This window comes from Flavobacterium cryoconiti, assembly GCF_048158645.1.
Classification (GTDB): domain Bacteria; phylum Bacteroidota; class Bacteroidia; order Flavobacteriales; family Flavobacteriaceae; genus Flavobacterium; species Flavobacterium cryoconiti.
The window spans coordinates 16590-35598 of sequence record NZ_JBLNKW010000001.1; the positions used below are offsets into that span (position 1 = coordinate 16590).

Sequence of the window (19009 nt, forward strand, 5' to 3'; positions counted from 1 at the left end):
TTTTTCATTTTAAATAGTTTTAATTTATTTAGTTTGGTTTATTAAATGATTGGGAGATTTCAATCGTCTCTGATTCGAACAAAGAAGCAATTCATATTGCTTTCCAATAAAATTTGGTTCATTTTTTTTATAAATTAATAATGTGAATTTTTTATTGATTTTTTTTATAGATATAATAATTTTAAAGCCAATAAATTATCAATATCTTTTATTTGAAAATTCAAAATAGGTCATTTTAATTCAAAAAAAATCTATTCATTTGTGTCAATATTTACTGGAAATGATGCAAATTCTTGTTTTAGAGCTATAAAATTAGAGTGTTGCAACATTTGGAATATAATTGAGACGATTCGTCGAAGTCGACATTTAACATCAAAATCATAAACATGCGTAAATTCTTATTTTTTTGTATTTTTTTAATTTTAACAATAGATTCTCTGCAAGCACAGGAATATTATTTTAAGCATTATCAAGTAGAAGAAGGACTCTCAAATAATACCGTTTTATCATCATTACAGGATGAAGATGGCTTTATGTGGTTTGGCACAAAAGATGGTTTAAACCGGTTTGATGGCTATCGTTTCAAGACCTACCGAAGCAATTCAGACCCAATTCATAGTTTAGGAAGTAATTACATTCAATCCTTACATGAATATAAAGGTATAATTTGGGTAGGAACGGATAAAGGATTGTATAAATACGATAAAAAATTAGATCGTTTTAGTATCCTAAACGAAGCCATTAATGATAGGATAGCAGCAATTGAGCATGATAAACATGGTAATATATGGTTCATTTCAGGCAATATTCTCTATAAGTATTCCACTGCAAAAAATGAAACCACAACATTTAATCCAAACAATTATTTCATAGCCACTTCTATTACGAGAGATGCAAAAGGAGAAATATGGGTTTCTTCTTTAAACAAATTATATCATTATTCAGAGGAAAGTTTATCATTCGAAACCGTTCCATTAAATTATAATAATCCATCTTATAGAATAACGGTAATTTACGCTTTAGACAAAAACAACATTTTAATAGGCACACAAGATCATGGTGTTCTTTCCTATAATCGCATAACTAAAAGTACGTCCTCCCTACCATTTGCAACAAAAGACCCTTTGTTTGTAAGACAATTCAAAAAAAAGGGGGGAAATGAAATTTGGATAGCAAGCGAATCAGGTGTTTATATTTACAACATTCAAACAAAAAAATACATTAATCTAAAAAAAGACTTTAACGACCCTTTTAGTATTTCAGATAATGCCGCTTATTCTATTACTATTGATAAAGAAAATGGGGTTTGGATTGGGACTTATTTTGGAGGCATTAACTATCATCAAAAACAATATACTCAGTTCAAAAAATATTTCCCTAAGAACAATCAGAATTCGATTAGCGGAAGCGCCGTCAGAGAAATTCACAAAGATGATAACGGTGATTTTTGGATAGGAACTGAAGACGCGGGACTCAATAAATTCAATCCGAAAACTCAGGTATTTACTGCCTATAAACCTAATGGGAGTCCAAGTTCAGTATCCTATTACAATATTCATGCTTTACTGCCACGAAAAGAAAATATTTGGATTGGTACTTTCGAACATGGTTTGGATGTTTTGGATCGCAAATCAGGAAAAGTAATCAAACATTACAACGCAGGGACTGAAACAGGAGCTCTTAAAAGTAATTTTATCTTTAGTTTCTATGAAACCCGAAGCAAAGATTTTTTGGTACAAACTTCCGTAGGAATTTACAAATACAATTCGATAAATGACAATTTTGACATTTTAAAGAATTTTCCTGAAAACATGCATTACACTTCATTTATGGAAGATAACGATGGGAATTACTGGGCCGGAACCTATAGAGATGGATTGTTGTTTTACAATTCAAAAAATAAGAAAAAAGAAATTTTCAGATACAATTATAAAGATGTTAAAGGAATAAGCAACAATTCTATCAACTCTATTTTTGAGGATAGCAAGAAAAATTTATGGATAGCCACGGAAAACGGTTTAAATTTATTTGACAAAAGAACAAGAACCTTTACCAAATTCAACACCAAAAAAGGATTTCCAAGCAATGTTTTCTATTCTATTTTAGAAGATGACAAGCAAAATTTATGGATTACAACCTCTAAAGGATTAGTGCAGTTTAATCCTAAAAACAATAGTATTAAAATTTACACAACCGCTAATGGTTTATTAAGCGATCAGTTCAACTACAACTCAGCTTACAAAGACACTAATGGAGATATGTATTTTGGCAACTTAAACGGAATGATTAGCTTCAATCCTAAACATTTTAGTAAAAATAAATACGCTCCAAAAATCTTTATAACCAGTTTACAAATAAATAATCAGGAAGTACAAACAAACGATAAAGACTCACCCATAAAAAAATCCATTTCGCACGTAGACGAACTAGAACTAAACCACAATCAATCTTCTTTTAATATTGAATTTGCAGCATTAAATTATACCGGAGCTGAGCTGACAGAATATTGGTACAAATTAGAGGATGTAAATAAGGATTGGGTCTATTTAGAAAGAAACAATAAAGTTTTCTTTACGGAACTTTCTCCTGGCTCTTATGTTTTTAAAGTAAAATCACGCAATAGTTTTGGAGTTTGGAGTAAAGAAATTGCTGTTAAAATAAAAATACTACCGCCGTTTTGGGCAAGTACTTATGCGTATCTATTGTATTTTATGTTAATCTGTTATGGCTTGTTTATGATTATTCGTTATTCTAATAATTTAAGCCAAGAAAAAAATGACAGAAAAATTAAACATCTAAACGACGAAAAAGAAAAAGAAATCTATCAGGCCAAAATAGAATTTTTTACAAATGTTGCCCATGAAATCAAGACACCGCTAACACTTATCAAAAGCCCTTTAGAAAAACTTTTAAAGTTTGAATATCAAACTCCTGAGATTCCGCAAAATCTCTCTATAATGAAAAAAAACACCTCAAGATTATTAAAATTAGTAAATGAACTTTTAGATTTTAGAAAAACAGAAATTGGCGGCTTAAAACTAACTTTTGTTGAAGTAAATATTTCAGCATTGGTCCGAAACATGCATTTAAGATTTAGCCAACTCATCGAAGAAAAAAACATTGATTTTGAATTAGAATTAAGTGATAAAGACATTTATGCTTTTGTTGATAAAGAAGCCTTAAAAAAAATATTGAGCAACCTATTCAATAACGCCATCAAATATTCTGAAAACAAAGTCATAGTGAGTTTGATTAGAGATGAAAAAAAATTAGAACTAATTGTCAAAAACGACGGAAAATTAATCCCGAGTAATTTAAAAAATAAAATCTTCGAACCCTTTTTTAGGGTTGATAATATGGATACTAATTCTGGAACCGGAATCGGGCTTTCTTTAGCCCATTCGCTAACACAACTTCATCATGGTAGTTTGCAATTAGTTTTTTCTGAACCAAAAATGAATGTTTTTGAGTTTATCGTCCCTTTGCATCAAGAAGAGGAATTTATGCTTTATGACGAACTGGCTAAAGAAACCAACAGCAATGAAAACGAAATAATAGAACCCGAAATAAAAAGTGAAAAAACAACCATTTTAGTTGTAGAAGATAATGAAGATTTATTGAATTTTATAACCAAAGAATTGCTGTCTTCCTACGCTGTTTTAAAAGCCAACAATGGAGAAACAGCACTTAAAATAATTCACAATGAAAATATCGCATTAGTAATAAGTGATATAGAAATGCCCATTATGGACGGAATTACGCTGTGCAAAAAAATTAAAACCAATCTAGAAACAAGTCATATCCCAGTAATATTACTAACCGCTAAAAATTCCCTTAAATCCCAAATTGATGGATTAGAAGTTGGGGCAGATTCGTATGTTGCTAAACCTTTTTCTATGGAATACTTAAAAGTTCAGTCTTCAAATCTAATCGAAAACAGGAAACAAATAATGAATTATTATGCTAGCTCTCCTCTTTCTCATATAAAAAGCATGGCACACAATAAGACAGATGAAAACTTTTTGAAAAAATTAGATGAAGAAATTATAAAAAATATTGCAGATCAAAATTTAAGCGTGGAATCCCTTTCTGAAATAATGAACATGAGCAGATCTACGTTGTATAGAAAAATCAAGGATATTTCAAATATGAGCCCGAATGAATTAATCAACTTAGTCAGGCTAAAAAAGGCTGCCGAATTACTATTAAATAAAGACTATAAAATGTATGAAATTGCAGAAATAGTAGGCTACAAATCCCAAACTAGTTTTGGCAGAAATTTTCAAAAACATTTCAAAATGTCGCCTTCTGATTATATTTCTATGAATAAATAAGCATTCCTACATTTACTTTCTTCATAAAAAAAACCGTAAATCCTTTAATTAAGAATTTACGGTTTTTATTTTGGGTGATTTCCTTCTTAAACCAAAAAATCTAATATTCCAGTTTCCCCACATGTCGCATGATACGGACTATTTTAGATTTTCTATTATTGATATAAGATGAAGAACTTGTAGCCGAATATTTTCTTGGATTTGGTAATATCGCCGCAATTCCTGCTGCTTGTTGTGGTGTCAAGCTCGAAACATCTTTTCTATACCAGTGTTGTGCTGCTGCTTCTGCGCCATAAACCCCATCACCCATTTCGATACTATTCAAATATACTTCCATGATGCGTTTTTTTCCCCAGATCGTCTCTATCAAAACGGTAAAATAAGCTTCCAGTCCTTTTCTCAAATAACTACGCCCTTGCCAAAGAAATACATTTTTGGCGGTTTGTTGTGATATCGTGCTTCCACCTTTTATTCTGCGTCCCCTTTCGTTGCTTTTATAGGCTTTTTGCATCGCAGTAAAATCAAACCCATTGTGTTTCAAGAAAGTTCCATCTTCACTGGCAATAACCGCTTTTTGTAAATTAACTGATATATTTTCCAGAGGTTCCCAGTCATGACTGAAGTAATTTTCTTTTCCCTCCATTTTATTTTCAATGGCACGAATCACCATCAAAGGAGTAAACGGCACCGGAACAAATTTAAAAAGCACTACAAAAAACAAAGAGATTCCCAGAAACCACAAGAAAACTTTAAATAAAAAACGGGTTAGTTTACTCATAAAAGTTGTTGGTTCTTTTTTTGCGGGTTGTTTTGATCTTTTTGGTGTTATTTTCGTTGCCATTATACTAATTCTGCTAATTCTGTTCCTATTAAACTTCCTATTGCTACTCCCATTCCGCCCAATCGTACACCACAATAAACATTATCCGATAGTTGCGAAACGATCGGATTCTTGCTGTTGCCAATGCCCATGATTCCGCTCCAACGGTGTGCAATTTCAAAATCCTGATTCGGCAAAATTACTTCTTTTAATAATTGTTCCAATTTTTTTTGTACAATTTCTGTTTGCCCAAATTCGGTAGTTGTTTCTGTCTGAAAATCAAGGTTTCTTCCGCCTCCTAACAATATTCTGTTACCAATATTCCTGAAATAATAATACCCTCTATCCAAATGAAACGTCCCTTTTATATCTAAATTTTTAATTGGCTCTGTAATCAAAACTTGTGCTCTGGCAGGTTTTACGGCACCATTAGTAAGCCCATTTGCAAAACCGTTCGTAGCAAACAACAATTTTTTAGTAGTGAAATTAAAATTGCCAAGCGCTACTTCTACATTATTTCCTTTGTCTAAATACGCTGTTACCGTTTGTTGGTTTAGAATCAAAATATTTTCATTAATCGCTTGTTTCAACAAAGCCTGCATCATATTTCCAGTATCAATCTGGGCCTCAAAAGGATTAAAAATCAAATATTCCTGAATGCCGCCAAACCCAAAACGATCCACTTCTTTGGCAAAAACATCGGTTTTAAAAAGTGGTCTTAAAACTTCATTGATGAATGGTAATTTCCCAACGCATTCGCTATAACTGTTTTCATCGGCATTCAAAAACAATTCATAACCGCCGTAAGGCTTGAAATCAATTGTATCGTCACCAAGTCTTTTTCGCAACAACTGCAGCCCTTTCCATCGTTTCTGAACAAGATTGACAACTTCCTCTTCCGAATGGGATTTTAAATCATCTATAATTTCCGAAAGGCTTCCAAAACAGGCAAAACCGGCATTTTTAGTACTGGCTCCTTGCGGTAACATCCCTTTTTCCAGAACAAGAATTTTACTGTCAGGGAATCTTTCGCGCAAGCGTAATGCAGTGTGCAAGCCCACAATACCGCTCCCTACAATCGTATAATCTACGTCAGTAAACCAGTTTTTTAATTCCCAATAGCTCAAATCCATGTCCAAATATTTTTTATAAAAATAATGATTTTTAGGATTTATTCTTAATTTATTTCAGGAGCTAATCCCGCTATCCGTTCTAATCTTTTATTTTTTTAAAGAAAAAAATAAAAGGATTTCCACTATTATCGGGGCTAAAAAGCAAGTGTTAAAAACGAAAAACATCAACTTAAATAGGCTATTTTTATAGCTTGAAAAAATTAATTTTTAAAATGAAGAAAATACTGTTTACAACACTAATAATGATGAGTCTAAATGCTATGGCACAAAATGTAATGACCCCCGAATTACTTTGGAAACTAGGAAGAGTAACCCCATTAGGTATTTCAAAAGACGGAAAAAATGTAGTTTATAAAGTAGCAACTCCATCCGTTGAAGAAAATAAATCAAATTCTAAAATTTACACTTTACCGTTAAGTGGCGGAAATCCAACTGAAATAAACGATACCAAAGAAGTTTTAAAAGACAAGAACATTTCTCCTGACGGAAAGTACATTGTTTATAATGAAGAAGTAAAAATTGACAAGGTTCTAGGGAAAGATTTTTATCCCGCTCTTGAAAAATCAGAAGTTCAAATCTACAATGGACTGGATTATCGCCATTGGGACACTTGGAACGAAGGCAAATTCAACCATGTTTTTTATAAAGAAAACAAAGAAGGCGCCGTTGGAATTGACATTCTGAAAGGAGAGAATTTTGATAGCCCACAAAAACCTTTTGGTGGTGACGAAGACTATATTTGGTCGCCAGACAGTAAAAGCATTTTATATATAAGTAAGAAAAAAGCAGGTACAGAATATGCTATTTCTACCAATACTAATATTTTCGAATACAATCTAGAAACTGGAAAAACCAGTAACAGAACCGAAGAAAACCTAGGTTATGATACTGCTCCACTATTTTCTCCAACAGGAAATTTGACTTGGTTACAAATGAAACGTGATGGTTACGAATCAGATAAAAATGATATTGTTGTCAGTTTCAAAGGAATGAATATGAACCTGACCGCAAACTGGGACGGAACAGTTGATCATTTTATGTGGAGTAATGATGGTAAAAAAATCTACTTTATTGCACCAATAGACGGAACAAAACAATTATTTGAAGTTAATTTCCCAGGGCTCACCAAAATTGCAATCAACATCCACCAAATCACGAATGGCGATTTTGACGTCAATGATTTAGTTGGTTTTTCCGGTGATAACATCATCGTTACAAGAACGGATATGAACCATGCTGCAGAAATTTATTCTTACAATCTGAAGAAAAATATTTGGAAACAAGTATCAAATGTAAATACAGCAACCTACAATTCATTGGCGTTAAGCAAAACCGAAAGAAGATATGTAACCACAACCGACGGTAAAAAAATGCTAGTTTGGGTAATCCTCCCGCCTAATTTTGATGCATCAAAAAAATATCCAACACTTTTATTTTGTCAAGGAGGACCACAGGCTCCATTGACACAAGGGTATTCCTTCCGCTGGAATTTCCAATTAATGGCGGCTAACGGCTATATTGTAGTGGCACCAAACCGTCGCGGTATGCAAGGCCATGGAGTGGCTTGGAACGAGCAAATCAGTAAAGACTGGGGTGGACAAGTAATGAACGATTATCTTTCAGCAATTGATGATGTGGCTAAAGAAAAATATGTTGACGCCACTCGTTTAGGATGCGTTGGCGCCAGTTACGGAGGTTATTCGGTGTTTTATTTAGCTGGAATCCACAACAACCGATTCAAAACATTCATTGCTCATGATGGTGTTTATAACACTCAAAGCATGTTTGGGACTACTGAAGAAGTTTTCTTTAATAAATGGGACTTTGGTGGTGCTTATTGGGAAAAAGATAATGCTGTTGCTCAAAAAGCCTATACTACATTCAACCCGATGACTCTGGTGGAGAAATGGAACAAGCCCATTTTAATCATTCAAGGTGGGAAAGATTTTCGTGTACCAATAGGACAAGGGCAAGAAGCATTTCAAGCGGCTCAATTGCGAGGGATAAAAAGTAGATTCCTATATTTTCCAGAAGAAAACCATTGGGTGCTGAAACCACAAAACGCTCAAATTTGGCAAGGTGAATTTTTCAAATGGCTCAAAGAAACCTTGTAAATCTATAATTCATATAATTCTAAAAAACCTCGCTTCTTAGTGAGGTTTTTTGTTTTTCTGCCAAAACATTCTGAATAACTTAACTTTAAACACTTTTGTAATTTTTATCTTTGAAAGATGAATAGCAAAAAAAGTTATATTCCTATTAAAATTTTCATCAGTTACTTAATTTTGGCTGCTCTATTTGTTGGTGTAGGTTGGTTCTTGTATTCGGAAAGCACCGTTTTTTCGAATACGGAAAGTAAGATTGTCAAAGAAAACAGTAAGATTTTAAAAGTAAGTAATTTGCTTTCTAATGTTTATAAAACGGAAAGTTTAGCCCGAATAACAATTCAATCTGATTCTGAGAAGGATTTCAAAAACTATGTCTCTAAAACGGACTCTTTAAAATCAGACATTGATTCATTAAAATTATTGGTCACTACTCCCTATCAAATTATATTATTGGATAGTGTAAAGTTTCTTTTAGCAAAAAAAACTCAAAACATAAAGCAGTTAAAAGCTATAAAAAACAAAACTGACGATGAAGTTTCAGTAAAAAAAGCCATTGCCGATTTAACTAAAATGGAAGCTTCGTTAAGAAAACTCCAATTGGAAGATTTTGTAAAATATCCATCGGCGATGGGAGATTATCAAAGAAATGTACTTAAAAAATATGTTGCTTATCTCAATCAAAACATTCCTGATGACAGTACAAATACACTGACCAAAAAAGCTTCAGATTCGATTGTATTGGCTTCAAAAACTTTATTGAATCAAGTTAAAAAAGAGACTGCAAAAAAGAAAGAATCATTAAATATTGAAGAAGACAAATTGCTTCAAAATGAACTTTCCATATCGGAACAATTAAGAAAGGTGCTAAACATTGTTGAAAGTGAAATTATCAAAAACACCACAAAAAACTATTTTGATAGAGAAAATTCATTAAAAAAAACCAATCAAATAGTAACCATAACAGCCGCAGTAGGATTATTATCTACCTTATTTTTCCTGATTTTAATTTTGAATGATTTTTCAAAAACACAATCCTATAAAAAACAACTTGAAGTTGCCAATACCAAAACAAAAAAACTTCTTAAAAACAGGGAACAACTCATCACTACCGTCAGTCATGATTTAAAAACACCATTAAGTACAATCTTGGGCTACACCGAACTTTTAGACCATTCCAATCTAAACAAAAGACAACTCTATTTTGCAAAAAACATCAAAACTTCATCGGAATATATTTCAAAACTGGTTCAGGATTTGCTGGATTTCACACAAATTGAAGCCGGTAAAATAACAATTGAAAATGTTCCGTTTTTATTAAACGACATCATTACTGATGTTGCAAGAAGTATCCAATCTATTTATGAACAAAAATCGATAACACTTTTGATTGAAACTGATGAGAAATTAAATAATCCTATACTGGGAGATCCATTCAGATTGAGACAAATTTTGACTAATCTAATAGGAAATGCCTATAAATTCACGGAAAAAGGATTTATAAAAATTGAAACCAAAATAGATATTGAAAAAAATAAAATCCGAATCACAGTTGAAGATTCCGGAATTGGAATAGCTGAAAAAAAGCAAAAATTAATTTTCGAAGAATTCACACAAGCAGATAAAAACATCGAAAAACAATATGGAGGAACTGGTTTAGGACTTACTATTTCAAAAAGTATAATTGGAATTTTAGGCGGAAAATTAAGTTTAAAAAGCACTTTAGGAAAAGGCAGTGTTTTTGAAATTGAGCTACCGTTACAATTTGATTCCTCTCTAACCAAAGAAAAGGCAATTACAAATCATCCAAAAAATGAATTAACCGTGATTATAGTTGACGATGATATTAATTTATTGAAACTGACTACTGAAATTTTAAAACAAAACAACTATAACGTCATTCCTTTTAACAACGCTGCTGACGCACTTGAAACAATAAAAACAAGTTCCTTTGATTTTATAATTACCGATATTCAAATGCCGGAAATTGACGGTTTTTTGTTTTTAGAAAAACTAAAAAATGCAACAGCATTAAAATATAAAAACCAACCATTAATAGCTGTTACCGGAAGAACCGATTTAGATTTAGACGTTTATAAAAAAGCTGGATTCACGGAAGTTGTCAAGAAACCTTACGCTCCAAAAACACTGCTTACTGTAATAAATTCTATTTTTAATCGCATCGAAAATCAAATTAATACAGACCAACTATTTGAAGATTCAAACAAGCCTTATTCTTTAACATCATTACAATCATTTTTGACCGACGATGACGAAGCTTTGAAAGAATTTTTAACCTCATTTATAAAAAGTACGAAGAAGAATTTAACCCAATTAGAAAACGCAATTGTAGAAAATAACATTCTGGAAATCAAAGAAATTTCACATCGAATGTGCCCAATGTTTAAACAAATTCAAGCCCATGATATTACTGGAATATTAGATGATCTAGAATTGAAAGATCTTCCAGTAGAGAGTATCACCGCTAATTTCAAGGAATTAAAAAATAGAATATTAACTCTTTTCATACTTTTAGAAAAAGAGCTCCATTAATCGATATCGTATAACTTTAATTTATTATACAGTGTTTTTCTGTTAATCTTGAGCAATCTGGCCGCTTCCGATTTATTATTTTTAGTTTGCTTTAAAGCATCAAGAATAGCTTCTTTTTCGTTTTCAGACAACGAAAAATCATTTGTTTCCTTATCAGAATTTTGAAAAAATTCAACGGGAAGTGCTGTTTTTTCGATGAAATCTCCTTGCGATAAAAGTGTCGCTCTTTTGATACTATTCTGGAGTTCTCTTAAATTTCCGGGCCATCTGTAATTTTGAAAAATAGTCACTACTTCTGGGGAAAATCCTATTACTTCTTTGTTCAATTCTTGGTTTGCTTTTACGAGAAAAAAATCAGAAAAAATCATCAGATCTTCTTCTCTATCAATCAATGAAGGTGAATGAATGGAAAACTCATTGATTCTATGATACAAATCTTCCCTGAAATCTCCATTTTTAACCGCTTCCCGTAAATCCTCATTGGTAGCAGTAATAATTCTAATATCAACGTCGATTTCTTTATTACTCCCAACTGGTTTTATCTTTCTTTCCTGTAAAGCTCTTAGCAGCTGGATTTGATTTTCATACGATAAATTTCCTATTTCGTCCAGAAAAATTGTACCGCCATTTGCTGCCTGAAAATACCCAATTTTATCACCAATAGCCCCTGTAAAAGAACCTTTTACATGACCAAAAAACTCACTTGCAGCCAATTCCTTTGGTATTGCACCACAATCAACGGCTATAAAATTATTGTCTTTTCTGGAACTTTTTTGATGAATACTTTTTGCAATAACTTCTTTACCCGTACCGCTTTCGCCAATAATCAAAACGGACATATTCGTTGGACTCACTAATTGAATGTATTCAGCAAGTTTTTTTGAAGCGGGAGAAATACCTGAAACAAATTTGTTTCCCGATAGTACATTGTTTTTTTTATTTTTTGGAATAACACTTTTTGGAGTATTTTCAATTGGTGTTTGCAATGCGCTGGAAATAACCAATAAAACTTCTTCGGGATTGAATGGTTTAGAAATATAATCCGAAGCCCCTTTTTTAATAGCTTTGACGGCAGTATTCACATCAGAATAACCCGTCATAAGAACGACCGGAATTGTTGGATGTGATTTTTTGAATTCTGTCATTAATTCAATTCCATCATAATTAGGAAGTCTTAAATCCGTAATTATAAGGTCAAATTCTTCATTGTTAATTTTAATTTTTGCATCTTCAGCTGTAAAAGCAGTCATGACGAGAAATGATTTTTTTACGAGAAATTTCTCTAACAACTTACAAAAAGAAACATCATCTTCTATCAATAAAATTTTCGACATGGTTTTTTTAACTTTGAATGCTAATGTAAAGTTATTAAACTCGAATTTTCATAAAAAATTTGTAAAAAAAAGAGAGATTGAAAAAACAATCTCTCTTTTTAAAAATAAACCCCTAAGTTACCCAAACTTATTTTTTAATCCAGTTTCCATTAGCATCCGCATAAACAGTAGTTTTATGATCACCATTTTTTATTTCTAGTTTAAATTCTTTCTTTCCATTTACAAATGCTTTCTCAATAACTGCTTCTGGATAAACTGTTTTCAAAGCTATTTGTAATGCTTCTGGAACTTCTTCTGCTTTAATTTCTGTATACTTTTCTTCAACAACTTTTGTTGTAGTTTCTGTTTTTTCTATTTTTTTGACTGTAGAAGACTGAGCAAAAGTTGATAAATTTCCTAAAACAATTGCTGCTGATAAAATTAACTTTTTCATACTAATGTATTTGTCTGATTTAAATTTTGTGATATTTCTTAAGACTGTTTAGCAATCCATTTACCTGTAGCATCGGCATAAAGAGCTCCTACTTTTTCACCTACAGTAACTTGTAACTTATACTCTTTCTTTTCATTTACAAATGCTTTGTCAAGTACAGCCGTTGGAAAAGCTTTTTTCAAAGCACCTTTAACTGCATCCGGAAGTTCTTCAGCTTTAATTTCTGTATATTTTTCCTCAACGCTTTGAGTAGCTTGCGCAGTCTGAGTAGTTTCTTCTGTTTTTGTAGCCGTAGTTGCTTGTGCAAATGTTGATAAACTTCCTAAAAAGATTGCTGCTGATAAGATTAACTTTTTCATAATGATAGATTTTAAAATTTTATTATTTTATTGTTATTTAAACTAATGAAATTATCATACCATAGTTACACCCACAAACTAACTAGCTATTAAATAACTAGTTTACAAACACTTATTAATTATTTAAACAATTTAAAATCAATCAAAGTGTGTATACTCCATTTTAGCCTGTATAATATTTACACACTAATCGCATTTATTCCTCCTTATGGACAAAAAATAGTAGTACAAAAAAAGCCTTACATCACTGTAAGGCTTTTTCTAAATAAATAGTACTCTAAATTATTCTGGATCGTTCATTTTGAAAGTATCCATAAATGCAGTTGTATAATCTCCTGCAATGTATCTTGGATCATCCATTAATTGTCTGTGAAATGGAATGGTAGTTTTTATACCTTCAATCACAAATTCATCCAACGCTCTTCTCATTTTGCTAATTGCTTCTTCACGAGATTGTGCAGTTGTAATCAACTTTGCAATCATGGAATCGTAATTTGGCGGAATGGTATAACCGGAGTAAACATGAGTGTCTAAACGAACACCGTGTCCACCTGGCATATGAAGTGTTGTAATTTTTCCTGGAGATGGACGGAAATCATTATAAGGATCTTCCGCATTTATTCTACATTCGATGGCATGCAATTGTGGCAAATAGTTTTTTCCTGAAATAGGTATTCCAGCAGCAACCATAATTTGCTCACGGATTAAGTCATAATCAATAACTTGTTCAGTAATTGGGTGTTCAACTTGAATACGGGTATTCATTTCCATAAAGTAGAAATTACGGTGTTTGTCAACCAAAAATTCTACTGTCCCGGCACCTTCGTATTTAATATATTCGGCTGCTTTTACAGCTGCTTCACCCATTTTAGCACGAAGTTCATCTGTCATAAATGGTGACGGAGTTTCTTCGGTCAATTTTTGATGGCGTCTTTGAACGGAACAATCTCTTTCAGAAAGATGACACGCTTTTCCATAAGAATCACCTACTACTTGGATCTCAATATGACGAGGCTCTTCGATTAATTTTTCCAGATACATTCCATCATTTCCAAAAGCTGCAGCAGATTCCTGACGGGCACCTTCCCAAGCTTTCAACAATTCATCTTCTTTCCAAACAGCTCGCATTCCTTTTCCACCACCACCAGCAGTTGCTTTAAGCATTACTGGATAACCAAAATCTCTCGATAATTGCAAGGCTTGTTCATACGATTCTAAAATTCCTACTGAACCGGGAACACAAGGAACGCCAGCTTCAATCATAGTCGCTTTTGCAGAAGCTTTATCACCCATTCTATCAATCATTTCTGGAGATGCTCCAATGAATTTGATACCATGTTCTTGACAAATTTTAGAAAATTTTGAATTTTCAGAAAGGAATCCATATCCTGGATGTATTGCATCTGCGTTAGTAATTTCGGCAGCGGCAATAATATTTGACATTTTCAAATAAGATAAGTTGCTTGGAGGTGGCCCTATACAAACCGCTTCATCAGCAAACTTTACATGCAGACTTTCAGCATCAGCAGTAGAATAAACAGCTACTGTTTTTATACCCATTTCCTTGCATGTTCTAATTACGCGAAGCGCAATTTCTCCCCTATTTGCAATTAATATTTTTTTAAACATCTTCTTGAAATTATAAATTATAATTATAAACTTTAAATTTTTTGAATGATCGAAAAATAATTCATCATTCAAAATTCATCATTCAAAATTTCTTATGATGGATCTACTAAGAATAAAGGTTGGTCAAATTCTACTGGAGACATATCGTCAACCAATATTTTTACAATTTTACCAGATACTTCAGATTCAATTTCATTAAATAATTTCATTGCTTCAATCACACAAAGCACATCTCCTTTAGAAATTGCTTTACCCACTTCAACAAACATAGGTTTATCCGGTGATGGTTTTCTGTAGAAAGTTCCAATGATTGGAGATTTTATGGTAATATAATGAGAATTTTCTACTACTGGAGCTTCTGCAACAGGAGCTACTGGAGCAATTTGTTGTGGCGCAACGGCTTGTTGAAGTGTATTTTGAGCTGGCATTTGTTGAACATACGTCGTCTCAGTTACATTCCCTTCTAAAGTTGTTCTAATGGTGATTTTAACATCATCCATCTCTAATTTAACTTCTGCAACACCTGAATTTGCAACAAACTTGATTAGATTTTGAATTTCTTTTAAATCCATAATTATTTATTTTTAGTTTAAATTTATTTTTTATCGTATGCCCATTTTAAGTAAATAGAACCCCAAGTGAATCCTCCTCCGAAAGCTGCAAAAATAATGGTATCCCCTTTTTTGAATAAATGTTCAAAATCACTTATTACTAAAGGTAAAGTTGCAGAGGTAGTATTTCCGTATTTCTCAATGTTCATTAAAACTTTTGAGTCTTCTAAATTCATTCGACTTGCAGTAGCGTCAATGATTCTTTTATTTGCTTGGTGTGGAACTAACCAATCTACATCGTCATTGGTTAAATTATTTCTTTTCAAAATCAGTTCACTCGCATCAGCCATATTCGTAACAGCATATTTGAAAACAGTTTTACCATCTTGAATGATATTGTGTCTATTTTCTTTAACCGTTTCTAAGGTAGTAGGAACTAAAGAACCTCCGGCTGGAATTTTCAAAAAGTCACGGCCTACACCGTCACTTCGTAAATATTCATCTTGCAGCCCAAGACCTTCGTAATTAGGTTCGAATAAAACTGCTCCGGCACCATCTCCAAAAATAATACAAGTTGATCTATCCGTATAGTCTACGATAGAGGACATTTTATCTGCACCAATCAAAAGTACTTTTTTATATCTACCCGATTGAATATAGGCTGCTGCTGTTGACATTCCATATAAAAAACTAGAACATGCAGCTTGTAAATCGTAAGAAAAAGCATTTGTAGCTCCTATTTCAGTAGCCACATACACACCTGTTGATGCTACGGGCATATCCGGGGTAGCGGTTGCCATTATTAACAAGTCTATTTCTAAAGGGTCAATGTTTGCTTTAGCTAATAAATCTTTTGCAGCCATAATGGCTAAGTAGGAAGTTCCTTTGTCTTCATCTTTAAGGATTCTTCTTTCTTTTATTCCAGTACGAGAGGTAATCCACTCGTCGTTTGTGTCAACCATTGTTTCTAGCACTTTGTTTGAAAGCACAAAGTCCGGTACATAGGCTCCAACTGCTGTAATTGCGGCTGTAATTGTATTCATTGTATTCGATTATTTCTTATCAAATGCTTCCATTTGAAAAATTTTTAAAAGACTTGAAAATTACAAAAAAAATACCAAAACGTATTGATTTAGAACTTCTTATTTAATGAAAATTATAAACAACAAAAAAACTCTCACGATGTGAGAGTTCGAATATCATTTACAAAAACGTATTAAGCAACAGCTACAGATTTATCTATAACAACTTGCCCTCTGTAATACATTTTCCCTTCATGCCAGTAGGCTCTGTGGTATAAATGTGCTTCCCCAGTGATTGGGCAAGTAGCGATTTGTGCTACAGTAGCTTTGTAATGTGTTCTTCTTTTATCTCTTCTTGTTTTGGAGATTTTTCTCTTAGGATGCGCCATTTTACTATATTATTTATCCGTTAATAGTTGCTTTAATTTGTCCCAACGCGGGTCAATATTTTCTTCTTTTTGTTCTTGTTTATGCTCTTTTTTTTGTTCTTTTATTGTTAGTTCTTTCAGTTTTGTCAAGGCTTCGGTGTTTAAACTTCCATCTTTTATTCCTGGATGAACTCGTCTTAGAGGCACGGACAACACTATCATCTCATAGATATACTGTGCAATATCCATTTCAAACTCTCCGTGTGGCAAAATCAACAATTCTTCATTGTCATTATTATACATTTCTCCAAAACGAACAATTAATTTCATTTTACCTTTAACTGGCAAATCAAAATCTTCACTGGTAAGATCACAAGGAACATTTACAGTTCCTTTATGCTTTAAACTTAATTCCAGCATTGTACTTTTCTTCTCTAAAACTACATTTACTTTGATGTCTGAATTTTGAAATTCATTATAATCAAAGATTTCAAAGAACGCATTACTTATTTGATATTCAAATTGATGTTTCCCTAGCTTTAATCCTACGAAAGGAATTAAATATTCTTTTGTCTTGTTCATTTCAACAACAATTTACCCTAAACTTCGGGAGTGCAAAGATATAAAATTATTACAAATCTAATAATGTTATTCACCTTTTTTTGTTCACAACTGTTTTTCTTTTGTTTTCAAAGGTTTTTGACTGATTTCCTTGTATTGATTTCTGGAATGAAAGATATCTATAGCAAGATAAACGGCCTCCTTAAATGAATTATAATCCGCAACCCCTTTTCCCGCAATATCATAAGCAGTACCATGATCTGGTGAGGTTCTGATTTTATCTAAACCCGCCGTATAATTCACCCCTTTCCCAAAAGATAATGTTTTGAAAGGAATTAATCCCTGATCGTGATAGGTTGCAATAACAGCATCATATTTCTCATATTGATTGCTCCCAAAAAAACCATCCGCCGCAAAAGGACCAAAAACTAACGTTCCTTTATCAAATATTTTTTTCAATGCCGGCTTTATTATCAAATCGTCTTCTGTACCTATAACTCCACCATCACCACAATGTGGATTCAACCCTAAAACAGCAATTTTCGGTTTGTTTATACTGAAATCTTGAATTAACGATTGTTTTATAGTTTCAATTTTTTGCTTAATCAACTCTTCTGTCAAATGTGATGCTACTTCATTCAAAGGGATATGATCTGTCAACAAACCAACTCTTAAATTATCCTGTACCATCAACATTAATGCATTTCCTTCTAACTCTTGGTCTAAATAATCCGTATGCCCTGGAAACTTAAAGGTCTCCGACTGAATGTTATATTTATTAATTGGAGCCGTTACTAACACATCAATCAACCCTTCTTTTAAAGCTTTGGTTGCCGCAACAAATGATTTTATAGCGTATTGACCTACTTTTTCATCATTTGTACCCGGATTTAAATCAACACCCTCTTTCCAAAGATTCAAAACATTGATTTTTCCCAAAACAATTTGATCTAACCTATCAATACCATGAAGCGTTGAAGTAGATTCAAAACTCTTTTTTACAAATGACATTATTTTAACATTGGCAAAAATAACGGGCGTACAAAGTTCCAGCATGCGTGAATCCTCAAATGTTTTCAGTACCACTTCGCTTCCAATACCGTTTAAATCTCCTATAGAAATTCCTACGATTATATTTTCTGCTTTTTTCATCATGACCTCACGTTATTTATTGCTAATTTTGAAGTGCAAATTTAGTAAAATAAAATAAGAAATGTTTACAGGAATCATAGAAACCCTTGGCATAATCCAAGAAATAAAAAAAGAGAAAGACAATATTCATATTACAATGAATTCATCTATCACCAGTGAATTACAAATAGACCAAAGTGTAGCTCACAATGGAATCTGCTTGACAGTAGTTGCTTTAAATGATACTTTTTATACCGTAACCGCTATTGACGAAACCATAAAAAAAACAAATTTAGGGCACTGGCAAGAAGGTGACAGCGTAAATCTTGAAAGAGCGATGAAACTGGGCGACAGACTCGATGGTCACATCGTACAGGGACACGTTGACCAAATAGGAACTTGTATCGTAGCCGAAGAAACTAACGGAAGTTGGCTTTATACTTTTGAATATGACGAAACACTCAACAATATTACTATCGAAAAAGGGTCCATTACTGTAAACGGAGTAAGTTTAACCGTAGTAAACTCAAAGAAAAATCAATTTAGCGTAGCTATTATTCCTTACACACATGAACATACCAATTTCAATTCCTTTAAAATTGGCACAAAAATCAATCTTGAGTTTGATGTGATTGGTAAATACGTTTCAAGACTATACTCCAACAAATAGAAATTA

The 19009-nt window shown here is 32.6% G+C and carries 15 protein-coding genes; 4 read left to right on the forward strand and 11 right to left on the reverse strand.

Going from position 1 to position 19009, the window contains the following annotated elements:
* Positions 1 to 386: 386 nt before the first annotated feature.
* Entirely contained in the window at positions 387 to 4334 is a 3948-nt protein-coding gene (locus ACM55H_RS00065; protein WP_416834559.1) for a hybrid sensor histidine kinase/response regulator transcription factor, read from the forward strand.
* Between the two features lie 100 nt (positions 4335 to 4434).
* On the opposite strand, the gene mtgA is transcribed toward ACM55H_RS00065, so the two are convergent.
* Both mtgA and ACM55H_RS00075 read right to left on the reverse strand, forming a co-directional pair.
* Entirely contained in the window at positions 4435 to 5175 is a 741-nt protein-coding gene (mtgA, locus tag ACM55H_RS00070; RefSeq protein WP_416834560.1) for a monofunctional biosynthetic peptidoglycan transglycosylase, read from the reverse strand.
* Positions 5175 to 6287 carry an NAD(P)/FAD-dependent oxidoreductase gene (locus ACM55H_RS00075; RefSeq protein ID WP_416834561.1) on the reverse strand — a complete coding sequence of 371 codons (1113 nt, stop codon included), beginning with the start codon at positions 6285 to 6287 and terminating at the stop codon, positions 5175 to 5177. Before ACM55H_RS00075 ends, mtgA begins: the two co-directional genes overlap by 1 nt.
* Positions 6288 to 6499: 212 nt before the next feature.
* On the opposite strand from ACM55H_RS00075, the gene ACM55H_RS00080 reads away from it, so the two are divergent.
* Complete coding sequence (locus ACM55H_RS00080) at positions 6500 to 8401, forward strand: S9 family peptidase (RefSeq protein ID WP_416834562.1); 1902 nt, start codon at positions 6500 to 6502, stop codon at positions 8399 to 8401.
* A 117-nt stretch (positions 8402 to 8518) separates the two neighbouring features.
* The gene (locus ACM55H_RS00085) at positions 8519 to 10945 is read left to right on the forward strand and encodes a hybrid sensor histidine kinase/response regulator (protein ID WP_416834563.1); all 2427 of its coding nucleotides are present in this window, start codon (positions 8519 to 8521) and stop codon (positions 10943 to 10945) included.
* On the opposite strand, the gene ACM55H_RS00090 is transcribed toward ACM55H_RS00085, so the two are convergent.
* The 9 genes from ACM55H_RS00090 to pdxA form a co-directional block, all read right to left on the reverse strand.
* Positions 10942 to 12279 carry a sigma-54-dependent transcriptional regulator gene (locus ACM55H_RS00090; protein ID WP_416834564.1) on the reverse strand — a complete coding sequence of 446 codons (1338 nt, stop codon included), beginning with the start codon at positions 12277 to 12279 and terminating at the stop codon, positions 10942 to 10944. The genes ACM55H_RS00085 and ACM55H_RS00090 overlap by 4 nt on opposite strands.
* 127 nt (positions 12280 to 12406) lie before the next feature.
* Complete coding sequence (locus ACM55H_RS00095) at positions 12407 to 12712, reverse strand: hypothetical protein (RefSeq protein ID WP_416834565.1); 306 nt, start codon at positions 12710 to 12712, stop codon at positions 12407 to 12409.
* Positions 12713 to 12750: 38 nt separating this feature from the next.
* Positions 12751 to 13071: a hypothetical protein gene (locus ACM55H_RS00100; protein ID WP_416834566.1), complete on the reverse strand. Its 321-nt coding sequence runs from the start codon at positions 13069 to 13071 to the stop codon at positions 12751 to 12753.
* 282 nt (positions 13072 to 13353) lie between these two features.
* Positions 13354 to 14700: an acetyl-CoA carboxylase biotin carboxylase subunit gene (gene accC, locus ACM55H_RS00105; RefSeq protein ID WP_035669422.1), complete on the reverse strand. Its 1347-nt coding sequence runs from the start codon at positions 14698 to 14700 to the stop codon at positions 13354 to 13356.
* A gap of 92 nt (positions 14701 to 14792) precedes the next feature.
* Positions 14793 to 15272 (reverse strand): acetyl-CoA carboxylase biotin carboxyl carrier protein, encoded by a 480-nt coding sequence (accB, locus tag ACM55H_RS00110; RefSeq protein ID WP_416834567.1) that lies wholly within the window; start codon positions 15270 to 15272, stop codon positions 14793 to 14795.
* A gap of 23 nt (positions 15273 to 15295) precedes the next feature.
* Positions 15296 to 16294 (reverse strand): beta-ketoacyl-ACP synthase III, encoded by a 999-nt coding sequence (locus tag ACM55H_RS00115; RefSeq protein WP_039108568.1) that lies wholly within the window; start codon positions 16292 to 16294, stop codon positions 15296 to 15298.
* A 173-nt stretch (positions 16295 to 16467) separates the two neighbouring features.
* Positions 16468 to 16662: a 50S ribosomal protein L32 gene (rpmF, locus tag ACM55H_RS00120; protein ID WP_007137315.1), complete on the reverse strand. Its 195-nt coding sequence runs from the start codon at positions 16660 to 16662 to the stop codon at positions 16468 to 16470.
* A gap of 9 nt (positions 16663 to 16671) precedes the next feature.
* Complete coding sequence (locus tag ACM55H_RS00125) at positions 16672 to 17223, reverse strand: YceD family protein (RefSeq protein ID WP_039108566.1); 552 nt, start codon at positions 17221 to 17223, stop codon at positions 16672 to 16674.
* Between the two features lie 84 nt (positions 17224 to 17307).
* Positions 17308 to 18357, reverse strand: coding sequence for a 4-hydroxythreonine-4-phosphate dehydrogenase PdxA (gene pdxA, locus ACM55H_RS00130; RefSeq protein WP_416834568.1), 1050 nt, complete (start codon positions 18355 to 18357; stop codon positions 17308 to 17310).
* 58 nt (positions 18358 to 18415) lie between these two features.
* Between pdxA and ACM55H_RS00135 the strand changes: the two genes are divergently transcribed.
* On the forward strand, positions 18416 to 19003 hold the full coding sequence (locus ACM55H_RS00135) for a riboflavin synthase (protein WP_416834569.1): 588 nt from the start codon (positions 18416 to 18418) through the stop codon (positions 19001 to 19003).
* Positions 19004 to 19009: the final 6 nt, after the last annotated feature.